Annotated in this window: 13 protein-coding genes; 9 read left to right on the top strand and 4 right to left on the bottom strand. The window is 69.6% G+C overall.

The annotated features are described in order from the left end of the window. The first annotated feature begins 24 nt into the window (after positions 1–24). From G1H10_RS27225 to G1H10_RS27200, 6 genes are all read left to right on the top strand, one after another. Positions 25–1476 carry a diaminobutyrate--2-oxoglutarate transaminase family protein gene (locus tag G1H10_RS27225; protein WP_163743900.1) on the top strand — a complete coding sequence of 484 codons (1452 nt, stop codon included), beginning with the start codon at positions 25–27 and terminating at the stop codon, positions 1474–1476. Next, complete coding sequence (locus G1H10_RS27220; protein WP_163743898.1) at positions 1473–3164, top strand: pyridoxal phosphate-dependent decarboxylase family protein; 1692 nt, start codon at positions 1473–1475, stop codon at positions 3162–3164. The genes G1H10_RS27225 and G1H10_RS27220 overlap by 4 nt, the downstream gene beginning before the upstream one ends. Before the next feature lie 2 nt (positions 3165–3166). After that, entirely contained in the window at positions 3167–5020 is a 1854-nt protein-coding gene (locus G1H10_RS27215; protein ID WP_163743896.1) for an IucA/IucC family protein, read from the top strand. Continuing rightward, positions 5017–5643 carry a GNAT family N-acetyltransferase gene (locus tag G1H10_RS27210; RefSeq protein ID WP_163743895.1) on the top strand — a complete coding sequence of 209 codons (627 nt, stop codon included), beginning with the start codon at positions 5017–5019 and terminating at the stop codon, positions 5641–5643. The genes G1H10_RS27215 and G1H10_RS27210 overlap by 4 nt, the downstream gene beginning before the upstream one ends. 339 nt (positions 5644–5982) lie before the next feature. Continuing rightward, a complete protein-coding gene (locus tag G1H10_RS27205) occupies positions 5983–7437 on the top strand; it encodes a lysine N(6)-hydroxylase/L-ornithine N(5)-oxygenase family protein (protein ID WP_163743893.1) in 1455 nt (484 codons plus the stop codon). A gap of 120 nt (positions 7438–7557) precedes the next feature. After that, entirely contained in the window at positions 7558–9465 is a 1908-nt protein-coding gene (locus G1H10_RS27200; RefSeq protein ID WP_163743891.1) for an IucA/IucC family protein, read from the top strand. Positions 9466–9580: 115 nt separating this feature from the next. On the opposite strand, the gene G1H10_RS27195 is transcribed toward G1H10_RS27200, so the two are convergent. The 4 genes from G1H10_RS27195 to G1H10_RS27180 all read right to left on the bottom strand — a co-directional run bounded on the left by G1H10_RS27195 (position 9581) and on the right by G1H10_RS27180 (position 12552). Continuing rightward, positions 9581–10387 carry a MerR family transcriptional regulator gene (locus tag G1H10_RS27195; protein WP_163743889.1) on the bottom strand — a complete coding sequence of 269 codons (807 nt, stop codon included), beginning with the start codon at positions 10385–10387 and terminating at the stop codon, positions 9581–9583. Next, on the bottom strand, positions 10380–10916 hold the full coding sequence (locus tag G1H10_RS27190; protein ID WP_163743887.1) for a VOC family protein: 537 nt from the start codon (positions 10914–10916) through the stop codon (positions 10380–10382). The genes G1H10_RS27195 and G1H10_RS27190 overlap by 8 nt, the downstream gene beginning before the upstream one ends. A gap of 178 nt (positions 10917–11094) precedes the next feature. Then, positions 11095–11856 carry a YcnI family copper-binding membrane protein gene (locus G1H10_RS27185; protein WP_216853707.1) on the bottom strand — a complete coding sequence of 254 codons (762 nt, stop codon included), beginning with the start codon at positions 11854–11856 and terminating at the stop codon, positions 11095–11097. A gap of 171 nt (positions 11857–12027) precedes the next feature. Further along, a complete protein-coding gene (locus G1H10_RS27180) occupies positions 12028–12552 on the bottom strand; it encodes a hypothetical protein (protein WP_216853706.1) in 525 nt (174 codons plus the stop codon). A gap of 106 nt (positions 12553–12658) precedes the next feature. On the opposite strand from G1H10_RS27180, the gene G1H10_RS27175 reads away from it, so the two are divergent. From G1H10_RS27175 to G1H10_RS27165, 3 genes are all read left to right on the top strand, one after another. After that, positions 12659–13273: a cob(I)yrinic acid a,c-diamide adenosyltransferase gene (locus tag G1H10_RS27175; protein WP_163743884.1), complete on the top strand. Its 615-nt coding sequence runs from the start codon at positions 12659–12661 to the stop codon at positions 13271–13273. 107 nt (positions 13274–13380) lie between these two features. Beyond that, the gene (locus tag G1H10_RS27170) at positions 13381–14010 is read left to right on the top strand and encodes an MBL fold metallo-hydrolase (protein ID WP_163743882.1); all 630 of its coding nucleotides are present in this window, start codon (positions 13381–13383) and stop codon (positions 14008–14010) included. Positions 14011–14043: 33 nt separating this feature from the next. Continuing rightward, positions 14044–14673, top strand: a complete 630-nt coding sequence (locus G1H10_RS27165; protein ID WP_163743880.1) for a hypothetical protein — start codon at positions 14044–14046, stop codon at positions 14671–14673. Positions 14674–14874 lie beyond the last annotated feature (201 nt).

The following is a 14874-nucleotide window of genomic DNA, read 5'->3' as shown; positions in this document are numbered from 1 at the left end:
CCATAATCGGAAGGACACCGCCCTGTGACTGCGCTCGAGGGCCTCACACTGACCGACCCCCATATGCCCGTGCCCACCGCCGACGCACCCGGGCAGCGCCCCGTCGTCGGACAACGCGACTCGTCGGCTCGCGCCTACCACCGCCGATTGCCGTTGACCCTGGTGTCCGCCCGTGGCGCCACCGTCCGCGACGCCGATGGCCGCGAGTACATCGACTGCCTGGCCGGGGCCGGAGCGCTCGCGCTGGGACACCACCACCCCGTGGTGGACCAGGCGCTGCGGGAAGCGCTCGACGCCGGCGCCCCGCTCTCCACGCTGGACCTCTCGACGCCGTACCGCGACCGCTTCATCGACCAGCTCTTCTCCGTCCTGCCGGCACCGCTGCAGGACGGAAGGATCCTGTTCTGCGGCCCGAGCGGCGCGGACGCGGTCGAGGCGGCGATCAAGCTGGCCAAGACGGCCACCGGCCGGAGCGGCGTGCTGGCGTTCGGCGGCGGGTATCACGGCATGACGCAGGGAACCCTCGCGCTGACCGGCCGACGATCCGCCAAGGAGCCGCTGGGAGCGCTTCTACCGGAGATCCACCACCTGCCGTTTCCCACCGCGTACCGGACGCCGTTGCGCGCACACGGGCCGGCGTCCGCTCCCGGCGGTCCCGGCGGCCAGGCCGTATCGGGTGCCACCACCAGCGCCGAGCTGGCCGGCTCGCTGGTCCGGTGGGCACTCTGCGACGACCACAGCGGCATCGCCGCACCGGCGGCCGTCATCGCCGAACCGGTGCAGGGCGAAGGAGGCGTGCACCCGATGCCTCCCGCATTCGCGACAACGCTGCGTTCCACCACCACAGAGGCCGGCGCCGTGCTCGTCGCCGACGAGGTGCAGACCGGGCTCGGCCGCACCGGCACGCTCTGGGCCAGTGAGCGGATCGGGTTCGACCCGGACATCCTCGTGCTGTCCAAGGCCGTCGGCGGCGGGCTGCCGCTCGCGGTGATCGTGCATCGTGGCGAGCTGGACGCCTGGCAACCGGGCGCGCACGCCGGGACCTTCCGCGGTTCCACGCTGGCGCTGGCCGCGGGCGCGGCGACGATCCGCGAGGTGGCGCGCGCCGGGCTGGCGCAACGGGCCGGTGAGCTCGGTCGCCGGCTCTCCGATGGCCTGCGGGCCGCCGTCGGCGACGATCCGCGCGTCGGGGATATCCGCGGACCCGGCCTGATGGTCGGCGTGGAGGTGGTGGACCCCGAGACCGCCGACGGCTACGGCGTACCCCGGCCGGATGGAGCGCTCGCCGCCGCCGTCCAGCGCACGATGCTCGAGAACGGCGTCATCGTGGAGGCCGGCGGTCCCGAGGACGCCGTGGTGCGGTTCCTGCCGCCGCTGATCGTCAGCGAGGAACAGATCGACCGCGTGGTCGACACGTTCGCCACAGCGCTCTCAGCGGCCCGGCCGCACCATGATCATCGAGGATCCGCGGCGTGATCACACCACAAATCCACGATGATCATGGTTCCGCTGCGGTCGACTTCCTGGACGGCAGCGCCGAAGCGGACGACGCACTGCGCCGGGCGGCAGCTGCCGTGGTGGAGGCCGTGCTGTCCAGCCGGCCCGGCCCGCCGTTCCCGGCTATCGCGCCGGAGCAGCTGAAGGCACAGATCGACGCGGTGGACCCGCTCCCGGACGAAGGTGCGCCGCTGGACGAGGTGCTGGCCCAGGTGACCCGGGACGTCCTGGCCAACGACGCGAAGCCGGCTCAGCCGTGGTGCGCAGCGCACCTGCACTCCCCCACGCTGCTGACCGCGGCCGCCACCGAACTGGCCATCGGGGTCACCAACCAGTCCATGGACTCGTTCGACCAGGCACCGGCCGCCACCTACGCCGAGGACCGGTTGGTTCGCTCCCTGGCCGGGCTGCTCGGTCTGCCGGACGGCGAGGAGCCGGAGATCGGCGGCCCCGGCTCGACCGGCGGAGGGGTGTTGACATCGGGCGGCACCTCGTCCAATCTGCTCGGCCTGCTGCTGGCCCGCGACCGCGCCGCTGTCAGGTCTGGCAGGTCTGAAGGGTCTGCCGGGACCGGCCGGACCGAAGGGTCTGGCGGCTCCGGCCTGCCCGCCGACGCCGCGAGCTGGCGCGTGCTGGCGTCGGATGCCGCGCACGTGAGCATCCGTCAGGCGTGCGCCGTGTTGGGCCTGGGCCGCGACGCCGTTGTTCCGGTCACCACCGACGACGCCGGCCGCATGCGTGCCGACGCGCTGGACCAGACCCTCGACGAAGTGGAGCGCACCGGCGGGCGGGTGATCGCCATCGTCGGTACGGCGGGCACCACCGACTCCGGCTCGGTCGACCCCCTCGACGTCCTCGCCGACCGCGCGGCCAGATGCGGCGCGTGGCTGCATGTCGACGCAGCAGTCGGGGCCGGCCTGGCACTCAGCGAGCGGCTGCGGCCGATGCTGGACGGGATCCAGCATGCGGACTCCATCACCGCGGACCTGCACAAGCTGTGGTGGCAGCCGATCGGCGCCAGCGCGCTGCTGGTGCGCGACATCGGCACCCTGCACGGCTTTCGCGAACCCGCCGCGTATCTGAACCGGCAGGAAGACACCGGTGTGCTCAATCTGGTCGACCGCTCGCTCGACACGTCCCGGCGGTTCGACGCGCTCAAGGTCCTGGTGTCGCTGCGTGCTACCGGCCGGCGACGGCTCAGTCGATACGTCGAGCACATCGTCGGTCTCGCCGCCGATGCGGCCCGATACATCGCGTCCCACCCGGATCTCCAGCTGGTCGCCGACCCGCAGACCGTGACGGTGCTGTTCCGGTGCCGCCCGGCGCGGACGGGCTCAGCCGGACACCATCTGACCGGCCTGGACCGGCTCAACACCGATGTGCAGCGCACCCTGCTGGCTCGCGGGCAGGCCGTCGTCGGACGTACCCGGTGGCGCGGGCAGGTGGTGCTCAAACTCACCCTCGTCAACCCACTGACCGGCATCGACGACGTGACCGGCCTGCTGGATCTGATCGCCGCGACCGCGCGAAGCATGGCCGGTGAGCACACCGCACGCGCGCACACCGTCCACGAGCTCGCTGCCGGTGAGGACGGCCCGGTCGAGCACGCTGACTCCGGCATGTCCACGCGGGCCGGCAGCGCCACACGCGTCATCGGAGGACACTGACCATGATCGACACACCCGAAGCGACCCTCGAACTCCCGCGGCCGTCCACGCCGTCCACGCCGTCCGCATCGTCCCGGCACCCAGAAGCCGCCGATCCCGCGGAGGCCGCCGACCACGCCACGATGCACGCTCTGCTCAGCTGCTGGATCCGCGAGACGACCGGCTGGGCGCTCGTTCCGCGCACGTCGGATGCCTCCGTCGGCGAAGCCGTGCTGCGGATTCCGCTGGAACGGTGGGGCGGCCATGTCGACGTCGACGTCGCCCGGGTCTCGGCGACGTTCCGGCACGAGCTCACTCTGCCGCCCCGGATCGTCGTCGGCGGTCTTCCGGCCCGCCCGATCGGGCTATCGACGCTCGCGACCTTGCTCGCCGACGAACTCGACGGTCCGGACGCTGACGTCAAGGCCTTGCTCGGCCGCGTCCTGGACAGCTCGTCCGCGGTGCACGGTTACCTGACGGACCGGACCGGCGAGGTGGACCGGTTGTGGAGTCCCGAGCCGCTGACCTTCGGCGAGACGGAACAGGCACTGCTGCTCGGACACATGGTTCATCCCACGCCGAAGAGCCGCGGCGAGATGACAGAGGCCCAGCGACGGGTCTACTCACCCGAGACCGGCGGACGGTTCCCGCTGCGCTGGCTGGCGATCGAGCCCGAGCTGGTCCGGCACGACAGCGCCACCGGCACGCAGGCGCCGGACCTCGCCGAGCAGCTGCTGCGTTCGGATCCGCACACGGACACCGCGACCCTGGACGCCATGATAACCGCCGTCGGCCCGCGGGTGCTGCTGCCGGCGCACCCGTTCGAGGCGGACCGGTTGGCCGCCGATCCCACCACCGCTGAGCTGTTCGACAGCGGAGCAGTCGTGGATCTCGGTGTGCTCGGCTCGGCGTACCTGCCCACCACCTCGATACGGACCGTGTATCGACAGGACTCTCCCTGGCAGCTGAAGTTCTCGCTGCACGTGCGGGTGACCAACTCGATGCGGGTGACGCTGCCCAAGGAACTGGACCGTGCGGTGGAGTCGGCCAGGCTGGCGGGCACCGAGGTGGGGCACCGTGTGGCCGCCGCCGCGCCGAGCTTCACGTTACTGCAGGACCCGGCCTACCTGACGGTTGTGCATGACGGGCGGACCATCGACGGGTTCTCCGTGCTGTTTCGGCAGAACCGGTGGACCGCCGAGGGACCGCGGGACGTCAGCGCGCTGACCACGCTGTGTCAGGACCATCCATACGGTGGCCGGAGCCGCCTGGTGGCGATCGTCGCGGCGTCGGCCGAGCGGCAGGGCCGGGCTCAGAGCGATGTCGCGCGGGAGTGGTTCGCGCGTTTCTGCGACGTCGTCGTCCGGTCCCTCGTCCGCCTCTATCTGGACGTCGGGCTGTGTTTCGAGGCGCACCAGCAGAACACGCTGGTGGAACTCGACGACGGGTGGCCGGTACGCGGGGTGTACCGGGACAGCCAGGGCTACTTCCACCGCGAGGCCGCGCACGCCGACCTGGCGCGCGTGATCCCCGGGCTGGGCGAGGCCACCGAATCGATCTTCCCGGAAGCGCTCGCCGACGAGCGGCTGGTGTATTACCTGTTCGTCAACCTCACACTAGGCGTGGTGAACGCGCTCGGGCCGTGCGTCGAAGAGGAACAGCTGCTGCGTGACCTCCGTGGCCTGCTGGAACGTGAGCGCGCGGCGGGCGGGCGCTACCCTGCCTCGCTTCTGGACCGGCTGCTCGACGACGACCAGTGGCCGTGCAAGGCCAACCTGCTCACCCGGGTGCACGACATGGACGAGCTGGTGGGCGACATCTCTACGCAGTCGGTCTATGTGACCCTGCCCAACCCGCTGTGTGAGGCCGCCGGATGAACGCACGGACAACGCCTCGTCCCTGGTCCGCCGTCTACGGTCGGGAGGCACCGGGCGGTGGTCCCGGCCCGGTCCGGATCGACGTGGCGCCGGTGGACATCGAACGGCATGGCGCGCTGATCCACGGCTGGATGAACCGGCCGCACGTGGCTCCGTGGTGGGAGCTGGACAAGCCGCTCGAGGACGTCTGCGCCTATCTGGACGGATTGACACACCTGCAGCCGTGGGTGGTGTCCGCAGACGGCGAACCGTTCGGCTATGTGGAGACCTACCGGGTCGGCGAGGATGCGCTGGCGGCCTACTATCCGGTGCGCCCGACGGACGTCGGCTGGCATCTGCTGGTGGGACCGGAGCGGTTTCTGGGCAGCGGGATACCACGGCTGCTCGGCAGGGCGTTCCTGGCGTTCCAGCTTGGCCTGCCGACTGCGAAGACGGGCGACGACGCGCGCCCGCACCGTGGCGACCGGGTTGTCTGCGAGCCGGACATCCGGAACACGCGGATGCACGCCTTCTGCCGGAGCCTCGGCTTCCATTCGATCGGCGAGGTCGACCTGCCGGACAAACGGGCGCTGCTCATGGTCTGCGCACGCGAAGATGCCGTCCGCCACGGCGCCCGGCCGTGAACGAACGCGCTCTGCGACGACGCGTGCCTCCCTCGCCCCGACGGATCTCCCTGAACCACCTTTGCAATGCACACATATATGCAACACCGAAGAACGACGCCGCGGTGGGCCCGGATACGGGGCAGCCGACGCAACGATGCCCGGCCCGCCCGACGCATCCGATCCCACCCCATCCAGCCGACACACCCGATCGGTCCCACACCCGATCGGCCCCACACCCGATCGGCCCCACCGACGCATTCCGGTGCCCGGTCCACCCGACACACTCCGGTCCATCCGCTGCGTATATGTGCGCATTGCAAAGCCTCCGGAACAACACTTCAGAGAAGGCAGATGCATATGACACCTCCACGCCTGACCGACGATCCGGGCCGCACCCTCGACGTCGTCGGGGTGGGTCTCGGACCGTTCAACCTCGGGCTGGCAGCGCTTCTCGACCCGGTGCCGGACGTTGACGCGGTCTTCCTCGAGGCAGCACCATCGTTCGCCTGGCATCCCGGCCTGATGCTCCCGGGTACGACGCTCCAGGTGCCGTTCATGGCGGATCTGGTGACACTGGCCGATCCCACCAACCGGTACTCGTTCCTGAACTACCTACACGAGCACAACCGGCTCTACCGCTTCTACTTCTACGAGCGGTTTCACATCCCCCGTCGCGAATACGACGCCTACGCCCGCTGGGTGGCGCAGAGCCTGCCATCGTGCAGGTTCGGGCATCGGGTCGACAGCGTGGAACCGAACGACGACGGCACGTGGACGGTCCGGGTCGTACCGGGTCGTAGCGGCTCCGGCCGCCCCGCCGGACCACGCGACGAGGGAGACATCCCGGTCTCGGATTGCGCCTCCGAGTCGATCACGACGTTGCGCGCGCGCTCCGTCGTCTTCGGCGTCGGCAGCCGGCCGCGTGTTCCAGCCGTCGTCCGTGACCTCCTCGGAGACGATATCTTCCACACGTCGGAGTACCTCACGCTGCGGGACAAGGCCATCGACGCCGACGTGGTGACCGTCGTCGGATCAGGGCAGAGCGCCGGGGAGGTTGTCGCGGATCTGCTCGAGGCACGATTGGCGAACGGACACGCCACCGGCAAGGCGCTGGACTGGTTCACCCGAGGTCCGGGTTTTCTGCCGATGGAGTACTCCAAGCTCGGCCTGGAGCATTTCACCCCCGAGTACACCGCATACTTCCGCAACCTGCCGGAACCCACCAGGGATCGAATCCGCGCCGGGCAGGACCTGCTGTACAAGGGGCTCTCGGCCGAGACCAGCGAGCGCATCTACGACCTGCTCTACGAAGCCACCGTCGACGCCGCCGACCCGCCCGTCACGTACGCGGCCCGCTGCGAGCTGACAGCGCTCGAACCGTCGCCGGTTCCCGGCCGCCGCTGGAGGCTCACCTGGCGGCACGGCGACGAGGATCGGACATTCACCCGCGACACGGACGTGGTCATTCTCGGCACCGGATACGAGCCGGCGCCGCTGCCCGTACCGCCCGGGCTCCTCGTCTCCGACGAGCGGGGACGGCCGGACGTCACCGGCGATTACCGGCTTCGCATCGCCGACGACGGGGGTCCAGGCACGGCGGGGCGGGCGTCGTCGCTGTTCGTACAGAACGCAGAGATGCATACGCACGGGGTCGGAACGCCGGACCTAGGCTTGGGCGCCTACCGGAGCTCGGTCATCGCCAACGCCATCGCCGGTCGCGAGGTCTATCCGATCCGTGACCGCACCGTCTTCCAACGGTTCGGTACCGCTGCCCTGGCCGCCGACGCACCCGCACCGCTGAGCAGCCGGTGAACCGCCGACGATGCGACAACAAGACGACATTGTGGTCGCGATCACGACCGCAATGCATGCTCCTCGATGAGCACGGCTCTTCCCGTACCGCCCTCCCGAAGAACGGCTGAGAGAACAGCAATGAACCTGGACGAATCGGCAACCACCTTCCCGACCTGGCTCGACGCCCGGTGCTGGGATCGCGCCAACCGCGAGCTCCTGGCCAAGGCGTTGACCGAGTTCATGTACGAGGAGATCATCGACCCCGCCATCGATGACGACGCCAACCTGACCTGCGACATCGGGGGTGGCACGCTGACTGCCACCGTCCGGCGCCGCGCGCTCGGCTGGTGGCGGGTCGATCCCGACTCGATCTCCTGGGTCGACAGCACGCCGACGGGCAGCGCACGTGCGGACAGCGCACGCGTTGACAGCACCGGCGGCGCGGCGTCGGACGAGACTGGCGAGCGCGACGAGGCCGACGAGCACGCCGAGGCTGGCGAGCGTGCCAAGGCCGACGTTCCCGGCGCGGTGCCGCTGCTCGCACAGCTCCTGACGGCGCACGGTGTCGCACCGGCGGTGGTGGCGAACCTCGTCTCCGAGCTCCACTCCACCCTGCTCTCCGATGCGTGGCTGCTCGCGCGCGGGCGGCCCAGTGCGGAGATCACCGGCCTGGAACCGGTCCTGGTCGAGAGCGAGCTGCGTGGGCATCCATGGATCGTCGCCGGCAAGGGACGGGTCGGCTTCAGCGCCGACGACCTGCTCACCTACGCACCGGAGGCCGGCCGGGACGTCCACCTGTTGTGGCTGGCGGCGGTGCCGTCGGTGGCGGACACACGGTCGGTGTCCGGGCTGGACAACCACATGGTGGTACGGGAACAGGTCGGCGACGCGGAGTTCGAACGGTTGCGTGCGCACGCCCAGCTCGCCGGCCTGGACCCGGATTCATGCGTCTACCTGCCCGTACATCCGTGGCAATGGACCAACCGGATCCTGCCCCTGCACGCGGCGGAGATCGCCCGTGGCGAACTGGTGCCGCTCGGCGAAGGCAGCGCACGATACCGGCCGCAACTGGCGATCCGGACCCTCACCGACCTTGACCACCCGGAGCGCCGTTACCTGAAGCTGCCCGTGTCGGTGTTGAACACGTCGGTTTACCGGGGCCTGCCGCGGGAGCGGACGCTGGCGGCGCCGGCGCTGACCGAGTGGCTGTGTGGCGTCGTCGATGCCGATCCGTTCCTGAAGGAGAGCGGACTGATCCTGCTCGGCGAGGTGTCCTCGGTAAGCGTTGCCCACCGGACGTACGAGTCGATTCCGGACGTTCCGTATCAACACACCGAGATGCTCGGCGCGATCTGGCGCGAGTCGGTCGAGGGCTACCTCGACGCCAGCGAACGCGCGGTATCGCTCGCAGCCCTGCTGCATGTCGACGCCGCCGGCGAGCCGTTCGCCGGAGAGCTGATCGCCCGCAGCGGGTTGTCCGTCGACGAGTGGTTCCGGCGGCTGCACCATGCCGTGCTGCCGCCGCTGTTCCACGTGCTGTACCGGTACGGCGCAATGTTCTCTCCGCACGGCCAGAACTGCATGATCGCGCACCGGGACGGTGTCCCGACCCGGTTGGTGGTCAAGGACTTCGTCGACGACGTGGCGATCTGTTCCGAGACGTTGCCCGAGCACCAAGGGCTGACACCGCAGGTGCGATCGGCGCTCGACGACGTGACCCTGGACGCGAAGACGCTGCGCAAATATCTGCAGAACGGGCTGCTCATCTGCGTCTACCGCTATCTCGCCGAGATCGCCGAGGACCGCCTAGGGCTGCCGGAGACGTCGTTCTGGACGCAGGTACGGCAGGAACTCGTCGACTACCGGCGACGGTTCGGCGACGAACTCGCGGAGCGGTTCGCCCTGTTCGATCTGGAGACGCCGACGTTCCCGAAGCTCTGCCTGAACCGGCTGCGGCTGTTCGAGCGGGGATACGCGGACGACGCCGAGCGGCCGGTCATCTCGGCCGCCGGCGTCGTCCGGAACCCGCTCGCGCCGCCCGGATAGGCGCAGGCGGGTGGGCGTGTCCTTACGACCACCAAGGGATTGCAGAGGCCGTCGGGAGCGCCGGGGAAGTACGCCGCATCGGGTGCTCTACAGTCGGTTGCCGTCGGGCCGCGCTCTACTGCCAGGTCGCAGCGTCGGGATCGATGCTGTGGGCGCGTGCGCTGGCGTCGATGCTGCGACGCAACCACGTGGCAAGGCCGGCGCGGATGCCGTCGTAGTGGGCCGCAAATGCCGGATCGGACTCATACATGCGGCCGAGACAGACCTGCATCTGCCTGGTGAGCGGAAAGTACGACGACGAGAACATCTCGCGATGCCGCTCGACGAGTTGATTCGCTTCTGGGCTACCAGGTATGACTCCGGAGTCCATCGCATCTCCGAGGACACGTTCGAGGCCGGCAACGGCGTCGGCGATGGCCTGCCATTCCTCCGGACTGCGAGAGGCGGAGCGTTCGGCGTACTGCCGCCACTGCGTCGTGTCTCCGTAGCGCTGACGGGCTCGGGCAGGCCAGTCCGGGTTCCAATGAGAGCCGAAGATCGAGGCCTGCTGCTCGGCGGTCAGCAGCAAGCCGCGCTCGTGGGCGTCGATCATCCGGTCCAGTCCGGCACTGAGCTGCTGGAGGCGGTTGATCCGTTCAGCAACCTGGGTGCGCTGCGCACGCAACGCATCGGGCACATCTGTGTCCGCGTCATCCAGAATCGCCCGAATCCGGTCCAGTCCGAGACCGAGCTCACGATAGACGACGACGCGGTACAAGCGTTCCACATCAGCAACGGTATAGAGCCGGTATCCGGCAGCCGTGCGCAGTGACGGTCGTGCCAGGCCAACCTCATCCCAGTGATGCAGCGCACGGACCGTCACGCCCAGACGCGTCGAGACCTGACCGACGGTCAAGCCATCATCGTCAGTGAGATCAGGCATGCTCCTCATTGTCGCCGCGACCGACGCCCGGCGGGGCGATCCCGATGGCTTCGAGATTTCGCGCCTCCTGGCTCGCCGGATCAAACGGCTTCGCCGCAGTGAACACGATGCGCGCGTTCTCGGGTGTGATCACCTCCACATCACGCGTGTTCCAGGGGGTGTCCGTTGGGCCTTCGACCAACTCCGGATTCAACGCACGACAGTTCTCGACCAGGGAATCGATCTGGCTCAGCACGCACGCGAAACTGACACTCAGCGCCGGTGCCTGCTCCGGAACGCTCGCCCCCTGGACGAGGAGCACGTCTTGGAACGCCCACCGGCGCAGATGTACGAGCCTGCCGGGGATGCTGAACAGTTCGATGAACCCGAACCCACGAATCCAGAAGTCCGCCGACGCCTCCATATCGCGCGTGGGGATCGTCACGAACGCGGGCATCCCGTAGATGCCACGGAACGGCTCCGGCGGGACCGCATCTGGGCCGGGAGCGGGCACGGGACTCATGTCAAACGCGTTGTAGTAGTCACTCACGCATCCCACTCTCGGGCCTCACGCAGCGTGAGGGTCAAGCCGGCACCGTCAAGCTTGGACGGAAACGCGGACAGGCCCGGCCGGGACCGCACACAGGCAGGCCCCGGCCAGGTCCGCACACAGGCAGGCCCCGGTCACGTCCGCACACAGGCGGGCCCCGGCCGGGACCGCGGCCGGATCAGTGCTGGGCGCGGATGCGCTGGCGCGCGTAGAGGAGCGCGGCGCCGCCGAGCACGATGCCGACGACGCCTGCACCTAGACCCGCCACGCTCAGCGCGTCGGTGTCCGATCCGTCGCCCGCGGTTCCGTCGCCCGCGGCGACGTCGTCGGCCGTTCCTTCGTCGGTCTGACCGTCGCCCCCGGAGCCGTCGCCGCCGTGGCCGGAACCGTCGGAAGCGCCCCCGTGCCCGTCGTCCTCGGCCTCGACCACGACGACGGTGGGCGCCGGTCGTTCCAGCTCGTGCGGGTCCTGACCGTCCTCGGGGATTTCGTCCCAGGCGGTCTGGCCCTGCTCGCAGGTCTGGATCACCGGAAACGCCAGGGTCTCACCGGCCTGGTCCGGCATGGCGACGGACAGCTCGAAGGCGTCCCGCAAGTCGTCCGGAAGCGGCTCGTGTGCGGTGTAGACGATCCGGGACGCGGGTTCACCCTCGGCCGGTGACCCGTCATCCTTCAACAGTTCGACATCCCAGTTCGGGTTGAGCGTCGGCGTAACGCCCGCCACGGCGTCCGGGATGTCGATGGCGACCTCCGTCGTCGCCGAACCGTCACAGCCGTGCGGCACCGAGAAGGTCAGCACCGTATAAGACCCGGCCGACGCTTCCTCTGGGCTGACGGTGACGTGGGCACCGGCGATGGCGGCTCCGCCGAACACCAGTGCAGAGGCTCCGGCGAGGGCGAGGGCCGTGCGGCGGGCGCGGGTGGACATGGAGATAGACATGGAGATGCTCCTCGAAAGACAGGTTGATCGCGCGATCGGATACGCGCACCGCCGAGCGCGGACCGAGCGGCGGCACTCGTCGACGGCGCACCGGTGGCGCGGCGGTAACGCAAGAACGGCCCGGCAAGCGCACCGCAGCGATGTCGCCGCAGTGGCCCGTCGGGCGCGCTGTCAACGAGGAGGTCCGCGCGTTCCCGGACCGCCGAGCCAGAGCGCACTGCAGGCGACTGGCTTCGGCCGATAGCTGCGGACGATGATCAGACTGTTCAGCGCCGGCGCCGGATCACCGAGCAACGGCACGCGGGGCAACCGGGTGAGGCTCCACAACGCCCACACCAGGCGCTCGGCGTGGGCCAGCAGCACGCTGACCGCGACAGCGGCAACGGCGTGCGAGGCCACCATGCCCGGGCTCCATCCGTAGCCGGACGACTCGACGTGGTGGCCGCCCGCACCCGCGAACAGGTGAAGACCGATCTGGGAGAGCAGCACCACGGTGAGGATGCCACCGAACGAGCGCCGGGCGTCTGCGGCGGCGATGCACATACCTGACAACGCCAACCCGCCGACGACGGTACCGGACGTGACGTGGACGGCGCCGCCGGCGGCCGCGTGCGCTACCAGGGACATCGCGAGGCAGCACACGGCCAGGACGGAGCCACGCGCCACGCGCGCCACACCCTGACCGGGACCCATCACAGCTGGCGAGCGTACCACCCGCCCGGTCGCGTGATCATCAACAGTTGGCCCGGTCATCGTCCGTTCAACGCTTGATGCTCACCGGAGCAGTCGTAGTGTGAGTGGTGTGGTCAACCTGACGAAGATCTACACGCGCACCGGAGACGACGGCACCACCGGCCTCGGCGATTTCAGCCGCACCAGCAAGACCGACCCGCGCCTGGCGGCGTACGCGGACACCAACGAGGCCAACGCCACCATCGGGGTGGCGGTCGCGGCCGAACGCAGCGGCAGCGGCGGCGGTGAGCTGGGCGAGGACGCGCTCGCGTCGCTCACCCGGGTGCAGAACGACCTGTTCGACGTCGGAGCAGACTTGTGCCTGCCGCTGAAGCCCAGCTACGAACACCCGCCGCTGCGGGTTCACTCCGAGTGGATCGACGAACTCGAAGCCGACTGTGACCGTTTCAACGCCGACCTGCCCAAGCTGCGCTCGTTCATCCTCCCCGGTGGAACCGTCACGGCCACGCACCTGCACGTCGCTACGACGACGGTACGGCGGGCCGAGCGCTCCGCCTGGCACGCCCTGCAGACCTACGGCGACGGCGACGACGGCGGGGTCAACCCGTTGACCGCGAAGTATCTCAACCGGTTGTCGGACCTGTTGTTCATCATGGCCCGCTACGCGAACCGGCACGCGGGCGACGTGCTGTGGCAGCCGGGAGGCGGCCGCGACGCGGAGTGATCACCCGACCGCGGCTCTCCGGCGGGCGGACCGGATGGCCGGCCGTGCCGTCGATCGGCGGCGGCGACCCGTCGTCAGTGTCCCCGGTGGGCCATAGACTCGAGGGAATGAAGCTGACGAAGTACGAGCATTCCTGCGTTCTCGTCGAGCACGGTGACGCACGCGTGCTGGTCGACCCGGGCAATTTCTCGCACGGTTTCGAGGAGCTCACAGGGCTGACGGCGGTGCTCGTCACCCATCAGCACCCGGACCACCTGGACGTCGAGCGGCTCCCACAGGTGCTGGACCGCAACCCGGACGCCGCCCTGTACACCGACCCAGGCACGGCCGAGGTCCTCGCCGGCATGCACATCGAGGCCACCACCGTGCAGGCCGGGGACCACCTCGACCTGGGTGTCGGTGTCGACGTCCACGGCGAGCAGCACGCCGTCATCCACCCGGAGATCCCCGTTGTGCCGAACGTCGGTTACCTGTTCGACGGGCGGTTCTTCCACCCGGGCGACTCATTCACTCCGCCACCGGTGGACGTGGAGATCCTCGGCCTGCCGACCGCGGCACCGTGGCAGAAGCTCTCCGAGGCGATCGACTTCCTCCGCGCCGTGTCACCGGCCGTGGCCATCCCGATCCACCAGGCGATCCTCGCCAAGCCTGAGCTGTATTACGGGCATTTCCAGCGGCTCGGGCCGGAACGGACGGAGCTCCGCCTGCTCGAGACGGCAGACACGGTCACGCTCTGACGGCCGCCCTCGATCCGATATCTGCGACGCGATATGAACAATGACGATTACCGGCAGCCCCGTCGCCCGTCGCTGCGCGGCGACATGCCCAATCTGCCCGGCGACCCCGACCCCGCCGACCGGATCGCGTTGGCCCATGCCACCGCCGCTGCGGTGCTGAACGCCGGCCGCGCGCAGGACGCCAGCCCGGGCACCACCGAGCGACTGGTAAGGCTGGCCGATCAGGTCGGACTGGACGAGCTCGCCGAACTGTGGCGGGAGTCTGGCCCGGCCACCCTGCCGGGGACGTTGTGGTCGCTGTATCTACTGCGCAGCTGGGTGCACCGGAACGGGGAAGAGGCCGCCCGACTGTTCACGGCCGGGCAGCTCACCGCCGAGGTGTCGATGGCGGTGGCGGGGGTGGAACAACCCCCGGGACCGCGCGAGGTCGCCACCCTCGGCGACACCGTCCTGAGCCGCGCGTTCGACGGTGATTTCGCCGTGGCGCTAGAGCGCGCCGGAGCCTTCTGCCGCGTGGTGGCGACCGGCCGGGCGCACGTCGCCGACGACGCCACGGACCACGACGAGCGGGACCGTCAGGTGCGGCTGGCGGGAGGCAACCTGCGCATGGCCGAAGAGCTGGAGCATGCAGCGAAACTGTGGCGCAGAGACGAACTGCACTGAAGGCTCACCCAGCGAGACGGGTCCGCTTCGATTTCGAGATCGCCGGGCGAATCGGGTAACTTCGTTGATGGCGACAGCCTTCGGGCCCTCGCTGGGCGTCGGACCGTGGTAACCCCGGGTCCCACTTATTAGCCGCTACGAGCGGCCTTTGCGCCGAGAGGCGTTCCCGGTCCGGCGTCCGTACCATTCTTCTCCCGGCCG

Origin of the sequence: Phytoactinopolyspora halotolerans (genome assembly GCF_010550675.1) — a bacterium.
Lineage (GTDB): Bacteria > Actinomycetota > Actinomycetes > Jiangellales > Jiangellaceae > Phytoactinopolyspora > Phytoactinopolyspora halotolerans.
The sequence above is the reverse complement of the archived record's forward strand: the minus strand, read 5'-3'. Positions and strand labels throughout refer to the sequence as shown.

What these genes read in the sequence shown, in the direction of transcription:
- G1H10_RS27205 (WP_163743893.1), top strand. Translation starts at nt 5,983, where the DNA reads ATGACACCTCCACGCCTGACCGACGATCCGGGCCGCACCCTCGACGTC.
- G1H10_RS27185 (WP_216853707.1), bottom strand. Translation starts at nt 11,856, where the DNA reads ATGTCTATCTCCATGTCCACCCGCGCCCGCCGCACGGCCCTCGCCCTC.
- G1H10_RS27195 (WP_163743889.1), bottom strand. Translation starts at nt 10,387, where the DNA reads ATGCCTGATCTCACTGACGATGATGGCTTGACCGTCGGTCAGGTCTCG.
- G1H10_RS27170 (WP_163743882.1), top strand. Translation starts at nt 13,381, where the DNA reads ATGAAGCTGACGAAGTACGAGCATTCCTGCGTTCTCGTCGAGCACGGT.
- G1H10_RS27210 (WP_163743895.1), top strand. Translation starts at nt 5,017, where the DNA reads ATGAACGCACGGACAACGCCTCGTCCCTGGTCCGCCGTCTACGGTCGG.
- G1H10_RS27200 (WP_163743891.1), top strand. Translation starts at nt 7,558, where the DNA reads ATGAACCTGGACGAATCGGCAACCACCTTCCCGACCTGGCTCGACGCC.
- G1H10_RS27215 (WP_163743896.1), top strand. Translation starts at nt 3,167, where the DNA reads ATGATCGACACACCCGAAGCGACCCTCGAACTCCCGCGGCCGTCCACG.
- G1H10_RS27165 (WP_163743880.1), top strand. Translation starts at nt 14,044, where the DNA reads ATGAACAATGACGATTACCGGCAGCCCCGTCGCCCGTCGCTGCGCGGC.